The organism is Streptomyces sp. NPDC013157 (assembly GCF_042899865.1).
GTDB lineage: Bacteria > Actinomycetota > Actinomycetes > Streptomycetales > Streptomycetaceae > Streptomyces.
In genome coordinates this window covers 175,477-189,882 of record NZ_JBIBAK010000010.1, presented here as the reverse complement: position 1 = coordinate 189,882, position 14,406 = coordinate 175,477, and the positions used below count along the sequence as shown (strand labels likewise).

The following is a 14,406-nucleotide window of genomic DNA, read 5'->3' as shown; positions in this document are numbered from 1 at the left end:
AGGTGGCCTGGCCGCACACGGAACACCGTGCGGCCAGGACGCCTTCCGTCCGCTTACCGGAACGCCGGCAGGTTGCGGCCGACCCATCCCGCGAACCCGCCCGCCGGGCGGCCCAGCACGGTCGCCACGTCCGTGCTGACCCTCGACTCCGCCGGAAGCGGCGCGCCGAGGACGTCCAGCGTGCCCGCGACCGCCTCCTCCGGCATGAAGCGCGCCATGGCCGCGTGGGCCTCCTCGCGCGAAAGCTCCACGAACGTCACCTCCTCGCCCAGCGCCGCGGAGATGACCGCCGCCTGCTGACGGGGGCTGATCGGTTCCGGGCCGGTCAGCTCGTAGACGCGGCCCCCGTGACCGCCCTCGCCGTCTCCGCCCTGCTCGCGGGGCGAGCGGAGCGCCTTCGCCGCCACCGCCGCGATGTCCGCCGGGTCCACGACCGGGAGGGCCACGTCGGCGAAGGGGGCGAAGACCGTGCGCTTGGTGCGGATCGTGTCGGCCCAGGCGAAGGCGTTGGAGGCGAAGCCGCCGGGGCGCAGGATCGTGAAGCCGAGGCCCGATGCGCGTACCGCCGCCTCGAACTCGCGCAGGCGGGCGTGCGAGGACGCCTGTGGGCGGGTCGCGCTGACCTGGGAGGAGACCAGGACGACGCGTTCGACGCCGGCGTCCGTGGCCGTCCGCAGCAGCAGCTCCGGGTTCTCGCCGAAGGCGTTGAGTGCGCCGCCCAGGACGATGAACAGGGCCTGGGCCCCGGTCAGGGGCGCCCGCATGCTCGCCGCGTCCCCGACATGGCCCTCGGCCCACCGGACGCCGGGGGCGGCGGACGAGGCCTGCCGGGGGTGCCGGGACACCGCCACCACCTCCTCGCCCGCCTCGGTCAGCAGGTCCACCAGCGTCCGGCCGATGGTGCCGGTCGCGCCCGTCACGGTGATCATCAGTTTCCCCCTGCGAGTCAGTCGCCTGCGAGGTGGTCGCCAGGCGAGTTAGTTAGCTGGCTGACTTAGTCGGCTGGCTCAGACGCTAGCACGGGCGACTCCCCGGTTGTCTATAGTGAGTTGGGTGACCAACTCAGTGGACCGGTGGGTGCGGGCGTCGCAGAAGCGGCAGCGGCTGATGGCGGCCGCCGCCCGGGTCCTGCACGAGCAGGGCGTCGAGCGCACCACCCTCGCGGACATCGCCCGGGAGGCCGACGTCCCGGTCGGGAACGTCTACTACTACTTCAAGACCAAGGACGAGCTGGTCCGGGCCGCGCTCGGCGAACACACCGCGCACCTCGACGAACTCACGGCCCGCCTCGACCAGTTGCCCGACCCGCGCGACCGGCTCAGGGCGCTGGTGGAGGCGTGGGTCGAGCAGCGTGACGTCGCCGCCCGGTACGGCTGCCCCACCGGCACCCTGGCCGCCGAGCTCGGCAAGCGCGGCGACGGGACCCTCGACGCGGAGGCCGGCGCGGTGATCCGGCGGCTGCTGGACTGGGCGGCACGTCAGTTCCGCGAGATGCGGCTGTCCGGCCCGGACGACCCGGACGACCTGGCCCTCACCCTCGTCTCCGGCTACCAGGGCATGTCGCTGCTGGCCAACGCCCTGCGCGACCCGGACGTCATGACCCGCGAAGGCGCCCGTCTCCTCGACTGGCTCGGCTCACTGCGGTGACGACGGCGGTGCGGGCGGCAGCCAATGAGCCTCCCCTGAGAATTCTTTGAAACATTTCCCCCGGCCCACCGCATCAGTGAGGTGGAACGGCAGAGCGCCGGGCCGGGGGCGGGGTCGGGGACCGGGAAGCGGGGAGAGCTTGCGGATGAGTCAGAGGGCTGGGGAGGACTACGCCGAGTTCGCCGCGGCGCGGGCCGGGCATCTGTACCGGTCCGCCTGTCTGCTCACCGCCGGGGACACCTACCTCGCGGAGGACCTGGTGCAGGAGGCCCTCGGGCGGATCTACGTCCGCTGGGGCCGGGTCTCCCGCGCCGAGAACCCCGCCGGGTACGCGCAGACCGTCCTCACCCGGACCTTCCTCGCCCACCGACGGCGGTTCAGCAGCAGGGAGCGGGCCAGGGACTCGTTCCCCGAACTGGCCGACACCGGCGCCGGTATCGGGGGCGCCGACCCTTCGCTGCGGCTGACCCTCCTCGACGCGCTGGCGCGGCTGCCCGCCAAGGACCGGGCCGTCGTCGTGCTGCGGTACTGGGAGGACCGGTCGGTGCACGAGACCGCGGACGCCCTCAACATGAGCTCGGCCGCGGTCCGTACGCGGTGCGTGCGCGCCCTCGGGCGGTTGCGCGAGCTGCTGGGCGAGGACCTCGCCGAGTACGCCCGCCCCTGACATCAACCTTTGTGGAGACGGTGGTTCGTCATGCCCGTGGAGCGGCAGTACAACGACAGCGACAGCAGCAACAGCGACAACAGTCACGGCGATGCCTTCGAGGTGCGGCTCTCCGCCGCACTGCACGACGCCGGGGACACCTTCGACGCCGACCGGGGCGCGCTCGTCGCCGGCGGTACGGTGCGGGGGCGGCGGCTACGGCTGCGGCGGCGGACGACCCTGCTGGGCGGCGCGGCCGGGGTCGCGCTCGCCGGGGTCGGCGGGGCGCTGCTGGTGCCCTGGAGCGGGGCGCCGTCCGAACGGTCCCCCTCCGCCGTGCGCACCACCCCGCACCCCACGGTCTCCCCCACCGACCGCGCCGTCACCTCGGACGACATGATCAGCATGCTGGAGAAGCTGCTGCCCGAGGGGAAGTTCGGCAAGGCGGAGGGGCGGGGCGTCGACCCGAGCGAGCCGCTCGCGGCGCCGTACGCGCAGGTCGTGTTCGACGACGGGCAGGGCCCCGCCGCCGTCAGCGTCGCCGTGAACCGGGTGCTGCCGGGCGGGTCCGACGCCCGGCAGGCCGTCCGGTGCCCGGACAAGGTCTACACGCCGTACGACAGTTGCAGCACCAGTCATCTGCCCGACGCGTCCGTCGTCACCGTCGTGAAGGGGTACGAGTACCCGGACCGGCGGGTGGACACCAAGCTCTGGACGGCGAACCTCGTCACCCCGGACGGCCATCACGTCTCCGTCAGCGAGTGGAACGCCGCCGCCGAGAAGGACGCGCCGGTCAGCCGGGACGAACCGCCGCTGTCGGCCGCTCAGTTGAAGAAGCTGGCGGCCGCGCAGGAGTGGCGCGGGGTCGTAGACGCCATCCCGGAGGATCCCCGGCAGACCCAGGAACCCCCCGCGGCCCAGGAGGACGGCGGGGCGATCCGGAAGACCCTGACCTCACTCGTCCCGAAGGGGCTGAAGGTGGTGGCGCACGGGAGCGACGACGACGCCCAGTTCACGTACGTCGTCGTGGACGACGGCAAGGGGCGGAGTCTCGTCCAGATCAACGTGCAGCCGGACATGTCCGATGTCGCGGGTCAGTTGTTCGGGGCCGGGTCCGAGACGCTCGCCGACGGGACCAGGGTCGCCGAGAAGAAGCAGCCCGGGGAGAAGGGCGGCGCCGGGGTCGTCATGTGGACCGTCGACACCCTGCGCACCGACGGCTTCCGCGTGGTGATCAGCGCCTTCAACTCCGGCTCCCAGCAGACCGCCGCGACCCGCACCGCCCCGGCCCTGACCATGAAGCAGCTGCGCGCCATCGCGCTCAGCACCAAGTGGCGGTCCTAGCTCGTGGGTGCCGTCCTGCCCTGAGTGGCCGTCGCCGCCGTGGTTGACGGAGCAACTTGAACCCCCCTTCCCCCATCGCGAGTTCAACCACGTCACACGCCCCGGAGTTGCGCGTCGTCGCAGGTGGCGAGAGCGTGGAAGAGGCGCCGCTGTGGTACGGGCCGATCGTACGGGGGCGAGGACGGCTCTCCGGTACACGGCGGATCCGCCCCCACGCGCGACGAGTCATCGGTACCCGGCAGATCCGCCCCGCACATCGAACCCGACCGCGCATCGGTGACGCATGTCCGCATCCTGACGACCGGCGGTGCACGGACACACGGCGATCGCCGTAGAGCAGGAGACAGCACAGCGCGGAAAGGCAGTCTCCGTCGATCCCGACCGGTTCGCCGAGGTGGTGGCGAGGCTGCGGCACGCCGGACTCACCGTCACCGGGGAGCAGCCGCTGCCGGGCGCCCTGACGGGCACCGTCCCCGGCCGAGGACCGGATCCCGGCGCCGGCGGCCCTGGACGGCGTCGGGTCCGTCGACCGGGAGGCCACCTGTCGAGCCGAGGAGAGTTGATCCGGGGCGACTCAAGTCCGCTCGGCGCACCCGTCTCCGCGTTAGCCTCGGGAAATCCAGGCAGAGATCCGGGCAGAGGTCCGGCCTGCGATCCGTCCAGAAGGAGACAGGCATGGCCAGGGTTCCCAGTTCGGTGATCGCCGCGGGTGGGCTCGTCGGAGGGTACGGCGTCGCACGCTGGACCAGGAAGCGGCCGCTGGGCGGGGCCGTGCTGGCCGTCGCCGGGGCCGCGGCCGCTCAGCAGTGGCGGCAGCGGGCGGGCGGGAAGGCGGCCGGGGCACTGTCCGCCGCGTACGTCGCCGCGTTCGCCGGATCGCACCCGCTGGCCAAGAAGGTCGGCGCCTGGCCGTCCGTCTTCGGCGTGGCGGGCGCGGTGGCACTGGCATCCTGGGCCGTCGCGGACCGCCGGGCGTAGCGCCCCAAAGGGGCGGGACGTGGGGGCGGCGTAGCGCCCCAAAGGGGCGGGGAGGTGGGGGCGGCGTAGCGCCCCAAAGGGGCGCTGGGGGTACCCCCGGCCGAAGGCTGGGGGAGGAACTGCGCGACCAGCCATGACGGCGCCGCGGACGAACGACGACCTCCCAGCGGAGCGCTATGCGTCGGAGGTGCGGAAGGCCCGGCGGTAGGCCTGGGGGCTGGTGCCGACCACTCGCCTGAAGCGTTCGCGGAACGCCGTCGGGGAGCCGAAGCCCGACTGGCTCGCGATGCGTTCGACGGGGTGGGCGGTGGTCTCCAGCAGGTGCTGGGCCCGGCGCACCCGGGCCCGGTGCAGCCACTGCAGCGGGGTCGTGCCGGTCTGGTCGCGGAAGCGCCGGTTGAGGGTACGGGTGCTCATACCGGCCTGTGCCGCGACCTCGTCCAGGGTCAGATCACGGTCACAGTTGTCCTCCAGCCAGGCCAGGAGCGGCTCCAGGGTCGCGCCGGCCGGGGCCGGTGGCTGGTCGTGGACGATGAACTGGGCCTGGCCGCCCTCCCGTTCCAGCGGCATGACCGACATCCGGGCGGCGTGCGCGGCGACCGCCGAGCCGTGATCCCTGCGGATCATGTGCAGGCACACGTCCATGGCCGCCGCCGCGCCCGCCGAGGTCAGGAACTGGCCGTTGTCGACGTACAGGACGTTCGGGTCGACGTCGACGGACGGGTGCAGCGCGGCCAGGGTGTCGGCCGCGGCCCAGTGCGTGGTGGCGCGCAGGCCGTCCAGCAGGCCGGTGGCCGCGAGGACGAACGCCCCGACGCAGACCGACGCGATCCGCGTGCCGTTCGCCGCCGCCGCGCGCAGGGCGTCGGCGACCTCGGGCGGCAGGACACAGGCGGGATCCGCGACGCCCGGCACGATGACCGTGTCCGCCTCGGCCAGCGCGTCCAGCCCGTACGGCGCCTTGATCGTGAACGCGCCGCCCGCCGCCGTCACCTCGGCCGCCGGCCCGCACACCCGCACCCGGTAGGCGTCCCGGCCGTCGGGCAGCCGGGCCCAGCCGAAGGTGTCGATCGGCACGGTGAAGTCGGACGGGATGACCTGGTCCAGGACGAGTACGGCGACGGTGTGCATGGCAGGAACGTAGTCGGTCGACGGGTTGCCGCCAATCACGGGGATGGTTCCGGTGCGCGTGCCGGGGTTTCCTGGCGAGAATCCGTTGAAGGGTGTCAGTATCGCCGCTTCTGCGCGATCATCCGCCCGCATACGGTCGTCGCCGTGACCAAGTTCCTCCTCGCCGTCCATGTCCTCGCGGCGATCGTCGCGATCGGTCCCGTCACCGTCGCCGCCAGCATGTTCCCGCCGGCCGCCCGGCGCGCCATCGAGGCACCGGACGACGTCCGGGCCGCCGAGACCGTCCAGCTGCTGCACCGGATATGCCGGGTGTACGCCGTCGTCGGCGTCGTCGTCCCCGTGTTCGGGTTCGCCACGGCGAGCACCATGCACGTGCTGGGCAGCGCCTGGCTGATCACGTCGATCGCGCTCACCGCACTCGCCGCACTCGTCCTCGCCGCACTGGTACTGCCCCGGCAGAGCGCACTGGTGGAGGCCGGCGCGGGTGCCGGCACGCGGCAGACGACCGTCCGACTGGCCATGTTCACCGGGGTGTTCAACCTCCTCTGGGCCGCCGTGACGGTGCTGATGATCGTGCGGCCGGGGTCGACGACCGGCGCCTGAGCGCCGTACCGGAGCGTCGTACCCGACTGCCGGTTTTCTGTTATCGGGGGGCGGGCGGGCCCGTCTCCCGGGGCATGCACGTGACTCGACAGATCAGCCGCCGGAGCATGGTGAAGGCCTCGGGCGCGGCCGCGGGGATCGCCGCGGTGGGCGCGGCCGCGCCCGCAGTCGCCGCCGGGGCCGGAACGGGAGCCTTCGCCCATCCCGGCCTGCTGCACACGCGTACCGACCTCGACCGGATGGCCGCGAAGGTGAAGGCGGGCGCCGCGCCCTACACGGCCGGGTTCGCCAGGCTCACGGCCAACCGGCACGCGCAGAGCGGCTGGCAGGCGCGGCCGCAGGCCGTCGTGTACCGGGGGTCGGGCACCCCGGAGAACTACTCGCTCCTCTACAACGACATCCACGCCGCGTACCAGAACGCCCTGCGCTACCACGTGACCGGCGAGAGCGCGTACGCCGACACCGCGGTGGCCGTCCTCAACGCCTGGTCCGCCACCCTCACCGCGGTCAACGGTTCCGCCGACCGGTTCCTGGCCGCCGGGCTGTACGGCTACCAGTTCGCCAACGCTGCCGAGCTCGTCCGCGGCCACGGGGACTTCGAGCTGGCCCGCTTCCAGGAGATGCTCGCCAAGAACTTCGGCGCGGTCAGCGACGACTTCCTCGTCCGGCACAACGGCGCCGTCGTCTCCAACTACTGGACCAACTGGGACCTCGCCAACATGGCCTGCGTCCTCGCCACCGGCATCTTCTGCGACGACCGCGCCCAGGTCGCCCGCGCGGTCGACTACTTCAAGCACGGCGCCGGGCTCGGGTCGATCAGGAACGCGATTCCCGTCGTGTACGACGACGAGGGAACCGACGGCGGCGGGCTGGGCGAGTGGCTGGAGGCGGGGCGCGACCAGGGGCACGCGCTGCTCGGCGTCGGCCTGATGGGCACGTTCTGCGAGATGGCGTGGAACCAGGGGATCGACCTGTACGGCTACGACGACAGCCGGTTCCTCAAGGGGGCGCAGTACGTCGCCAAGTGGAGCCTGGGTGGGCAGGTGCCGTTCACCGCGAACACGCGGCGGAAGGGTGCGGTCGGAGGGTGGTCGGGGAGTGAGACGGTGACGGCGGCGGCGGGCGTCGACCCGTCGATGATCCGGCCCATCTGGGCGATGATCGCCAACCACTACACCAAGCGGCGGGGCATGTCGGCGACGTACGTCACCCGGATCGCGGCGAAGGCGGCGCCGGAGGGCGGGGGCGGGGACTACGGGCCGAACAGCGGGGGGTACGACCAGCTGGGGTTCGGGACGCTGGCGTTCACGCGGGACCGGGTTTCGCCGAGTCCGGCGGCATCCGGGGCGGCGTCGGCATCGGCGTCCGCGCCTGTGTCGGGGGCGTCTCCGTCGGCCATGGGCAAGGGCGACGACCTTGCCGCCACCGGGTCGGGGGACGTCGTCGGGTGGGCCGCGGCGACGGGGGTCACCGCGTTGGCGGGTGGGTTGCTGTTGCTTCGGAGGCGAGGGCGCCGGGCGGGGTAGTGCCGCGGTGCGCCGTCGTTCGGGCGCGGCTCCGTCGTGGCTGGTCGCGCAGTTCCTCCCCCAGCCTTCGGCCGGGGGTACCCCCAGCGCCACTTCGGGGCGCGGCCGGACACGCCCGGGGCTTGCTCCACCCGTGGGTCCTGGCCGCCCGTTCGGCCGTATGCGGGCGGCTCAGGGGCCTCTCTCCCGGTCCCCAGCCGCCAGGATGGCCGGAGGGTGAACCGCGAGCGTCTGGAGACACACACCGGTGACCGTTCTCAACCAGCCCGAGCCCTCGGCCGTCCCCCACTACGACAGCGAGGTGCCGCTGCGGGGCCGGCAGCCCGGCAACGTCGTGGTGAAGTGGATGACCACCACCGACCACAAGACGATCGGAACGCTGTATCTGGTCACGTCGTTCGCGTTCTTCCTGATCGGTGGCGTGATGGCGCTGCTGATGCGCGCCGAGCTCGCCCGGCCCGGCCTGCAGATCATCTCGAACGAGCAGTTCAACCAGGCGTTCACGATGCACGGCACGGTGATGCTGCTGATGTTCGCGACGCCGCTGTTCGCCGGCTTCACGAACTGGATCATGCCGCTCCAGATCGGCGCCCCCGACGTCGCGTTCCCGCGGCTGAACATGTTCGCCTACTGGCTCTACCTGTTCGGCTCGACCATCGCGGTCGGCGGCTTCATCACCCCGCAGGGCGCGGCCGACTTCGGCTGGTTCGCCTACTCCCCGCTGTCGGACGCGATCCGCTCGCCGGGCCTCGGCGCCGACATGTGGATCATGGGGCTGGCCTTCTCCGGTTTCGGGACCATCCTCGGTGCGGTCAACTTCATCACCACGATCATCTGCATGCGGGCCCCCGGCATGACCATGTTCCGGATGCCGATCTTCGTGTGGAACGTGCTGCTGACCGCGACCCTGGTCCTGTTCGCCTTCCCGGTCCTCGCGGCCGCGCTGTTCGCGCTGGAGGTGGACCGCAAGTTCGGTGCCCACGTGTTCGACGCGGCGAACGGCGGAGCGCTGCTCTGGCAGCACCTCTTCTGGTTCTTCGGCCACCCGGAGGTGTACATCATCGCGCTGCCGTTCTTCGGCATCGTGACCGAGGTCATCCCGGTCTTCTCCCGCAAGCCGGTCTTCGGCTACATGGGTCTGGTGGCGGCGACCATCTCGATCGCCGGTCTGTCCGTGACGGTGTGGGCCCACCACATGTACGTCACCGGTGGTGTGCTGCTGCCGTTCTTCTCCTTCATGACCTTCCTGATCGCGGTCCCGACCGGTGTGAAGTTCTTCAACTGGATCGGCACCATGTGGAAGGGCTCGCTGTCCTTCGAGACACCGATGCTGTGGGCGGCCGGCTTCCTCGTGACGTTCCTGTTCGGCGGTCTGACCGGTGTCATCCTGGCCTCGCCGCCGCTGGACTTCCACGTCTCCGACTCGTACTTCGTCGTGGCCCACTTCCACTACGTGGTCTTCGGTACGGTCGTCTTCGCGATGTTCTCCGGCTTCCACTTCTGGTGGCCGAAGATGACGGGCAAGATGCTCGACGAGCGGCTCGGGAAGATCACGTTCTGGACGCTGTTCGTCGGCTTCCACGGCACCTTCCTGGTCCAGCACTGGCTGGGTGCGGAGGGCATGCCGCGCCGGTACGCCGACTATCTGGCGAGCGACGGCTTCACCACGCTGAACACGGTCTCGTCGATCGGTTCGTTCCTGCTCGGCCTGTCGATCCTGCCGTTCCTCTACAACGTGTGGAAGACGGCCAGGTACGGCAAGCCGGTCGGCGTCGACGACCCGTGGGGCTACGGCCGCTCCCTGGAGTGGGCGACCTCCTGCCCGCCGCCGCGGCACAACTTCGTCACCCTGCCGCGGATCCGCAGCGAGTCCCCGGCGTTCGACCTGCACCACCCGGACCTCGCCATGGCCGAGTCCGAGGCGCACAGGCTCCACACGTGACCGGGGCGGGACGTCGCAGGGGCGGCGGACACCCGCCGGGAGCCGACGGAGACCTCGCCAACCAGGTCGAGGGATACCTGTTGTGGCAGGCCAGGATCGCCGAGGCCGAACAGCTGGCGCGGGAGTTCACCGGCCGCATGGACTGGCTGACCACGTCCCAGCGCGACGAGGTCGAGCGCCACTACGTCGACGACAGCCTCCGGCGCGCCCGCCAGGACCTCGAACGGATCGCCGCCCGGTGTGTGTCCCTGCGGGGCGAGTACGAGCGGCGCTACCGGGGGCTGCGGGCGCGCTGCGTGGGCTGGGCGGTGGCCGTGTGCGGGGGTGTCGCCTTCGTGGCGACGGCGGTGACGGCCGTGACGCTGAGCCGCTGAGCCGGAGCCGCTGAGCCGGTGAGCCGGTGAGCCGCTGGAAGTCCTCTCCTACGCGGGCGCCTTCGTCGGCCCGCCCTTCTCCGCCGCCGCTGCCGTCAGCGGACGCGCGATGTCCTCCAGGGACCGGCGTTCCGCGTTCACCGCGCACGCCGCCGCCACCAGTCCCGCCGCGCACATCAGGCCCGCCCCGATCTGGAACGCCAGCACCGTGTCGGCCACCTTGCCCGTCCCCGTGAGGTCGGCGAAGAGCAGGGGGCCGCTGATGCCGCCCGCGGCCGTGCCCAGGGCGTAGAAGAACGCGATGGACATCGCCCGCGTCTCCATCGGGAAGATCTCGGAGACGGTCAGGTAGGCGCTGGACGCTCCCGCCGACGCGAAGAAGAGGACCGCGCACCAGCATGCCGTCAGCGTTCCCGCCGTGAGCACTCCGCGGTCGAACAGCCACGCCGTGAGGAAGAGCAGCAGGCCGGAGAGGAGGTATGTCGACGAGATCATCACCCTCCTGCCCAGCGTGTCGAAGAGCTTGCCCAGGAGCAGGGGGCCGAGGAAGTTGCCGACGGCGATGACCACGAAGTAGTAGCCGGTGTCCCCGGTCGGCACGTCGAAGAACTTCGTGAGGATCGCGCCGAAGCCGAAGGTGATCGCGTTGTAGAGGAACGCCTGGCCGATGAAGAGGGAGAAGCCGAGGACGGCGCGGCGCCGGTAGTCGTGGAAGACCGTGCGGGCGATCTCGGCGAAGGTGACGCTCTCGCGCTGGTGGATCACCAGCTCGCTCTCCGGTGCCGGGAGGGGCTTCCCCGTCTCCTCCTCCACCTTCGCCTCGATCGAGGAGACGATCTCCTCGGCCTCCCGTTCCCTGCCGTGGATCAGCAGCCAGCGCGGGCTCTCCGGGACGTTGCGCCGTACCAGCAGGATGACCAGGCCGAGGACGACGCCCAGCGCGAAGGTCAGGCGCCAGCCGACGTCCTTCGCCAGGAAGTCCGTGTTCAGCGCGACGATCGACAGCAGCGAGCCGCCCACCGCGCCCACCCAGAAGCTGCCGTTGATGATCAGGTCGACGCGGCCGCGGTAGTACGCCGGGATCAGCTCGTCGATCGCCGAGTTGATCGCCGCGTACTCGCCGCCGATGCCGAAGCCGGTCAGGAAGCGGAAGGTGAAGAACCACCAGGGGGCGAAGGAGATCGAGGTCAGGGCAGTGGCGGCCAGGTAGACCGCCAGGGTGATCATGAAGAGCTTCTTGCGGCCGTGGCGGTCGGTCAGGCGGCCCCAGAAGAGGGCGCCGGTGCAGGCGCCGGCCACGTAGAGGGCCGCGGCGGTGCCGGTGACCTGGGAGGAGGAGATGGCGAGGCCACTGCCCGGTTCGGAGAGGCGGCTCGCGATGTTGCCGACGACCGTGACCTCCAGGCCGTCCAGGATCCAGACGGTGCCGAGGCCGATGACGATCGTCCAGTGCCAGCGGGACCAGGGGAGCCGGTCCAGGCGGGCCGGGATGCGGGTGGTGATCGTCCGGCCGCCGCTTTCGTCCACGCCCATGCCCGTAGCCGTACCCAACGCGCGCCTCCTTGCCCGGGAGTCCAGAACCGAAGCCGCCCGTTCGGGTGCCCCGGCCCGCGCGGTCTACGCTCCCAGCGCTCGCGACACCGTGAAGATCAGCACCCCGGCCAGCGACCCCACCACCGTGCCGTTGATCCGGATGAACTGCAGGTCGCGGCCGATGTGCGCCTCGATCTTCCGGGTGGTGTGCTCGGCGTCCCAGCCGGCCACCGTGTCGGTGATCAGGGAGGTGATCTCCTTGCGGTAGGTCGACACGACGTGCACGGCCGCGCCCTCGACCCAGCTGTCGACCTTGTCCTGGACCTTGGGCTCCTTCGCCATCCGGGCGCCCAGGGAGATCAGGGAGGCGCGGACGCGCAGCCGCAGCTCGCTGCGTTCGTCCTCGGCCGCCGCCACGATCATGGAGCGTACGGCCGTCCAGGCGGACGCGATCAGGTCCTGCACCTCGCCGCGGCCCAGGACCTCGCCCTTGAGCCGCTCGACGCGGGCGCGGGTGTCGGTGTCGGACTGGAGGTCGTTCGCGAAGTCCGTGAGGAAGCGGTCGAGGGCGCCGCGGGCCGGGTGGGAGGGCATGTCCCGCATCTCGGAGCAGAAGCGGAGCAGCTCCTTGTAGACGCGCTCGCCGACGCGCCGGTCGACGAACCGGGGGGTCCAGCCGGGGGCGCCGCCCTGGACGGCGTCCATCACGGAGTCGCCGTGCAGCACCAGCCAGTCGTAGGCCCGGGTGACGACGAGGTCCACGACGCGCTTGTGGCCGCCGTCGGCGACGACCCGCTCCAGCATCTTGCCGATACCGGGGGCGATCTCCTGGGCGTCGGCGCGGCGGGTGATCGCCTCGCCGACGACCGCCTGGACGTCGGAGTCCCGCAGCACGGTGAGCGCGCCGCGGAGCGCTGTCGCGAGCTCGGCGGTGACCCGGTCGGCGTTCTTCGGCTCGGCCAGCCAGGCGCCGAGGCGGCTGCCGATGCCGACGGCGCGCAGGCGCTGGCGTACGACGTCCCGGGAGAGGAAGTTCTCGCCGACGAACTCGCCGAGCGAGACGCCGAGCTGGTCCTTCTTGCTGGGGATGATCGCGGTGTGCGGGATGGGCACGCCGAGGGGGTGGCGGAAGATCGCCGTCACCGCGAACCAGTCGGCGAGGGCGCCGACCATGCCGGCCTCGGCGGCCGCGGCGACGTAGTCCGCCCAGGCGCCGGCGCCGGCGCCGGACGCCCACTTGGCGAGGGCGTACACGAGGGCGACGAGCAGCAGCAGGCCGGTGGCCGTGCGCTTCATGTGCCGGACGCCGCGCTGGCGCTCCTCGTCGGCGGGCGTGAACGCGTTCATGGACTTGTAGGACGGGGCAGCCGACTCCCGGTCCACCGCTTCCGTACGTTCCTCCATCTGCTCCACCCGTTCGCACCCGGCACCACCCTCACGGTGATCCCGCACCCATTGTCCCTACCTGACCTACTCCCGGACGGAAACAAGAGTTCCCACCACCTGTCCCCCCGAAAATTCCAGCGGCCCACTCCACCGCTGCCCTACGCCCCGTCGCTCCCCACACCCCGCCGCAACGGCGCACGGCCACGACGGCGGAATCCGGCGGTGCCGGACCAGGCAGTGGTCACCTGCGGGCCGGTGGGGGCTCGTCGCGCAGTTCCCCGCGCCCCTTTACGTCGGCTGCCCCACCGCCACTCGAAACGCCCCGGCGCACCTCCGCAGCGCCTGCACCCCGCCGCTCCCCCATGCCCGGACGCCACCCTGCACCCCGCCGCAACGGCGCACGGCCACGACGGCGGAATCCGGCGGTGCCGGACCGGGCAGTGGTCACCTGCGGGCCGGTGGGGGCTGGTCGCGCAGTTCCCCGCGCCCCTGGGGCGGCTGTCCCGCCGCCCCCTCAGTAGTCCCCGTGCCTCCGGCGGTCACGCTCCTCGCGGCGCTGGTGGTGCCACTCCTGGCGGGCGGCGTGGAGTTCTTGGCGGGCCGACCTGCGGTCGAGGTGCTCCTGGCGGCGTTCTTCCCTGAGGCGCTGGCGTTCCGCCTTCGTGACCTTGTGGGCGACCTCGACTCCGCCCCAGAACGCGAAGCCCGTCACCACCACCCTCGGGGCGGCCGGGTCCGGTGACATGTCGTGCTCGCGTTCGTCGAAGCCGCCCATGATGCCGATGCCGCGCATCACCACCTCGACGCCCGGCGGCACGATCACGCTGATCCCGCCCATGATCGCGATGCAGTTGATCACGACCTCGCCGTCCGCGAAGTTCGCCTCGCGCAGGTCGATCTCGCCGCCGCCCCAGAACGCGAGGGAGTTGAAGCGCCTCGGGACCGTCCAGCGCCCCTTGCGCTGGAAGCCGGACATCACGGCCACCGCCCAGGAGGAGGTGCCCTCGCCGCCGACGATCCGGTGACCCCAAGTGCCGTCCTGCAGCGCGGGCTTGGTGAGTGACACGGCCGGTGTCGCGGGCAGGTCCCTGGTGATCGGCGTCAGCTCGCCGTACGTACGGGCCTTGTACGTCGCCTCCAGCCGCTCCTCGAACTCCTCCATGTCGAGCCGCCCCTCGGCGAGGGCGTCCCGCAGGATCTCGGCGACTCGTTCACGATCGGCGTCGGAGGCGCGCAGCTCCGGGGCATCCTCGGTCATAGAGGCAGACTACGAGTTCGCGGCGCCGGGGACTACGG

At 71.8% G+C, this 14,406-nt stretch carries 13 protein-coding genes; 8 read left to right on the top strand and 5 right to left on the bottom strand.

The window, feature by feature from the left end; all coding sequences use genetic code 11:
* Positions 1-53: 53 nt before the first annotated feature.
* Positions 54-929 carry an SDR family oxidoreductase gene (locus ACFY6U_RS28375; RefSeq protein WP_390042679.1) on the bottom strand — a complete coding sequence of 292 codons (876 nt, stop codon included), beginning with the start codon at positions 927-929 and terminating at the stop codon, positions 54-56.
* 178 nt (positions 930-1,107) lie between these two features.
* Here ACFY6U_RS28375 and ACFY6U_RS28370 point away from each other — a divergent pair, with 178 nt between their 5' ends.
* From ACFY6U_RS28370 to ACFY6U_RS28355, 4 genes are all read left to right on the top strand, one after another.
* Complete coding sequence (locus ACFY6U_RS28370; RefSeq protein ID WP_390042973.1) at positions 1,108-1,647, top strand: TetR/AcrR family transcriptional regulator; 540 nt, start codon at positions 1,108-1,110, stop codon at positions 1,645-1,647.
* Positions 1,648-1,792: 145 nt separating this feature from the next.
* The gene (locus ACFY6U_RS28365; protein WP_390042677.1) at positions 1,793-2,314 is read left to right on the top strand and encodes a SigE family RNA polymerase sigma factor; all 522 of its coding nucleotides are present in this window, start codon (positions 1,793-1,795) and stop codon (positions 2,312-2,314) included.
* Between the two features lie 30 nt (positions 2,315-2,344).
* Positions 2,345-3,637 (top strand): hypothetical protein, encoded by a 1,293-nt coding sequence (locus ACFY6U_RS28360; protein WP_390042676.1) that lies wholly within the window; start codon positions 2,345-2,347, stop codon positions 3,635-3,637.
* 675 nt (positions 3,638-4,312) lie between these two features.
* On the top strand, positions 4,313-4,615 hold the full coding sequence (locus tag ACFY6U_RS28355) for a hypothetical protein (RefSeq protein WP_390042674.1): 303 nt from the start codon (positions 4,313-4,315) through the stop codon (positions 4,613-4,615).
* Positions 4,616-4,789: 174 nt separating this feature from the next.
* Here the strand turns inward: ACFY6U_RS28355 and ACFY6U_RS28350 are convergent, their stop codons facing one another.
* Positions 4,790-5,746, bottom strand: a complete 957-nt coding sequence (locus ACFY6U_RS28350) for a GlxA family transcriptional regulator (RefSeq protein WP_390042672.1) — start codon at positions 5,744-5,746, stop codon at positions 4,790-4,792.
* Positions 5,747-5,890: 144 nt separating this feature from the next.
* Here ACFY6U_RS28350 and ACFY6U_RS28345 point away from each other — a divergent pair, with 144 nt between their 5' ends.
* The 4 genes from ACFY6U_RS28345 (at position 5,891) to ACFY6U_RS28330 (ending at position 10,191) form a co-directional block, all read left to right on the top strand.
* Positions 5,891-6,349, top strand: a complete 459-nt coding sequence (locus ACFY6U_RS28345; protein WP_390042670.1) for a hypothetical protein — start codon at positions 5,891-5,893, stop codon at positions 6,347-6,349.
* 107 nt (positions 6,350-6,456) lie between these two features.
* Positions 6,457-7,875 carry an alginate lyase family protein gene (locus ACFY6U_RS28340; protein ID WP_390042668.1) on the top strand — a complete coding sequence of 473 codons (1,419 nt, stop codon included), beginning with the start codon at positions 6,457-6,459 and terminating at the stop codon, positions 7,873-7,875.
* 247 nt (positions 7,876-8,122) lie between these two features.
* Positions 8,123-9,817 carry a cytochrome c oxidase subunit I gene (ctaD, locus tag ACFY6U_RS28335; RefSeq protein ID WP_390042666.1) on the top strand — a complete coding sequence of 565 codons (1,695 nt, stop codon included), beginning with the start codon at positions 8,123-8,125 and terminating at the stop codon, positions 9,815-9,817.
* Positions 9,814-10,191 carry a cytochrome C oxidase subunit I gene (locus ACFY6U_RS28330; protein WP_390042664.1) on the top strand — a complete coding sequence of 126 codons (378 nt, stop codon included), beginning with the start codon at positions 9,814-9,816 and terminating at the stop codon, positions 10,189-10,191. The genes ctaD and ACFY6U_RS28330 overlap by 4 nt, the downstream gene beginning before the upstream one ends.
* A 48-nt stretch (positions 10,192-10,239) precedes the next feature.
* Here ACFY6U_RS28330 and ACFY6U_RS28325 read toward each other — a convergent pair whose 3' ends face one another.
* The 3 genes from ACFY6U_RS28325 to ACFY6U_RS28315 all read right to left on the bottom strand — a co-directional run bounded on the left by ACFY6U_RS28325 (position 10,240) and on the right by ACFY6U_RS28315 (position 14,368).
* Entirely contained in the window at positions 10,240-11,724 is a 1,485-nt protein-coding gene (locus ACFY6U_RS28325) for an MFS transporter (RefSeq protein WP_390042662.1), read from the bottom strand.
* A gap of 84 nt (positions 11,725-11,808) precedes the next feature.
* Complete coding sequence (locus ACFY6U_RS28320; protein ID WP_390042971.1) at positions 11,809-13,071, bottom strand: DUF445 domain-containing protein; 1,263 nt, start codon at positions 13,069-13,071, stop codon at positions 11,809-11,811.
* A gap of 553 nt (positions 13,072-13,624) precedes the next feature.
* A complete protein-coding gene (locus ACFY6U_RS28315) occupies positions 13,625-14,368 on the bottom strand; it encodes a DUF1707 domain-containing protein (RefSeq protein WP_390042661.1) in 744 nt (247 codons plus the stop codon).
* Positions 14,369-14,406: the final 38 nt, after the last annotated feature.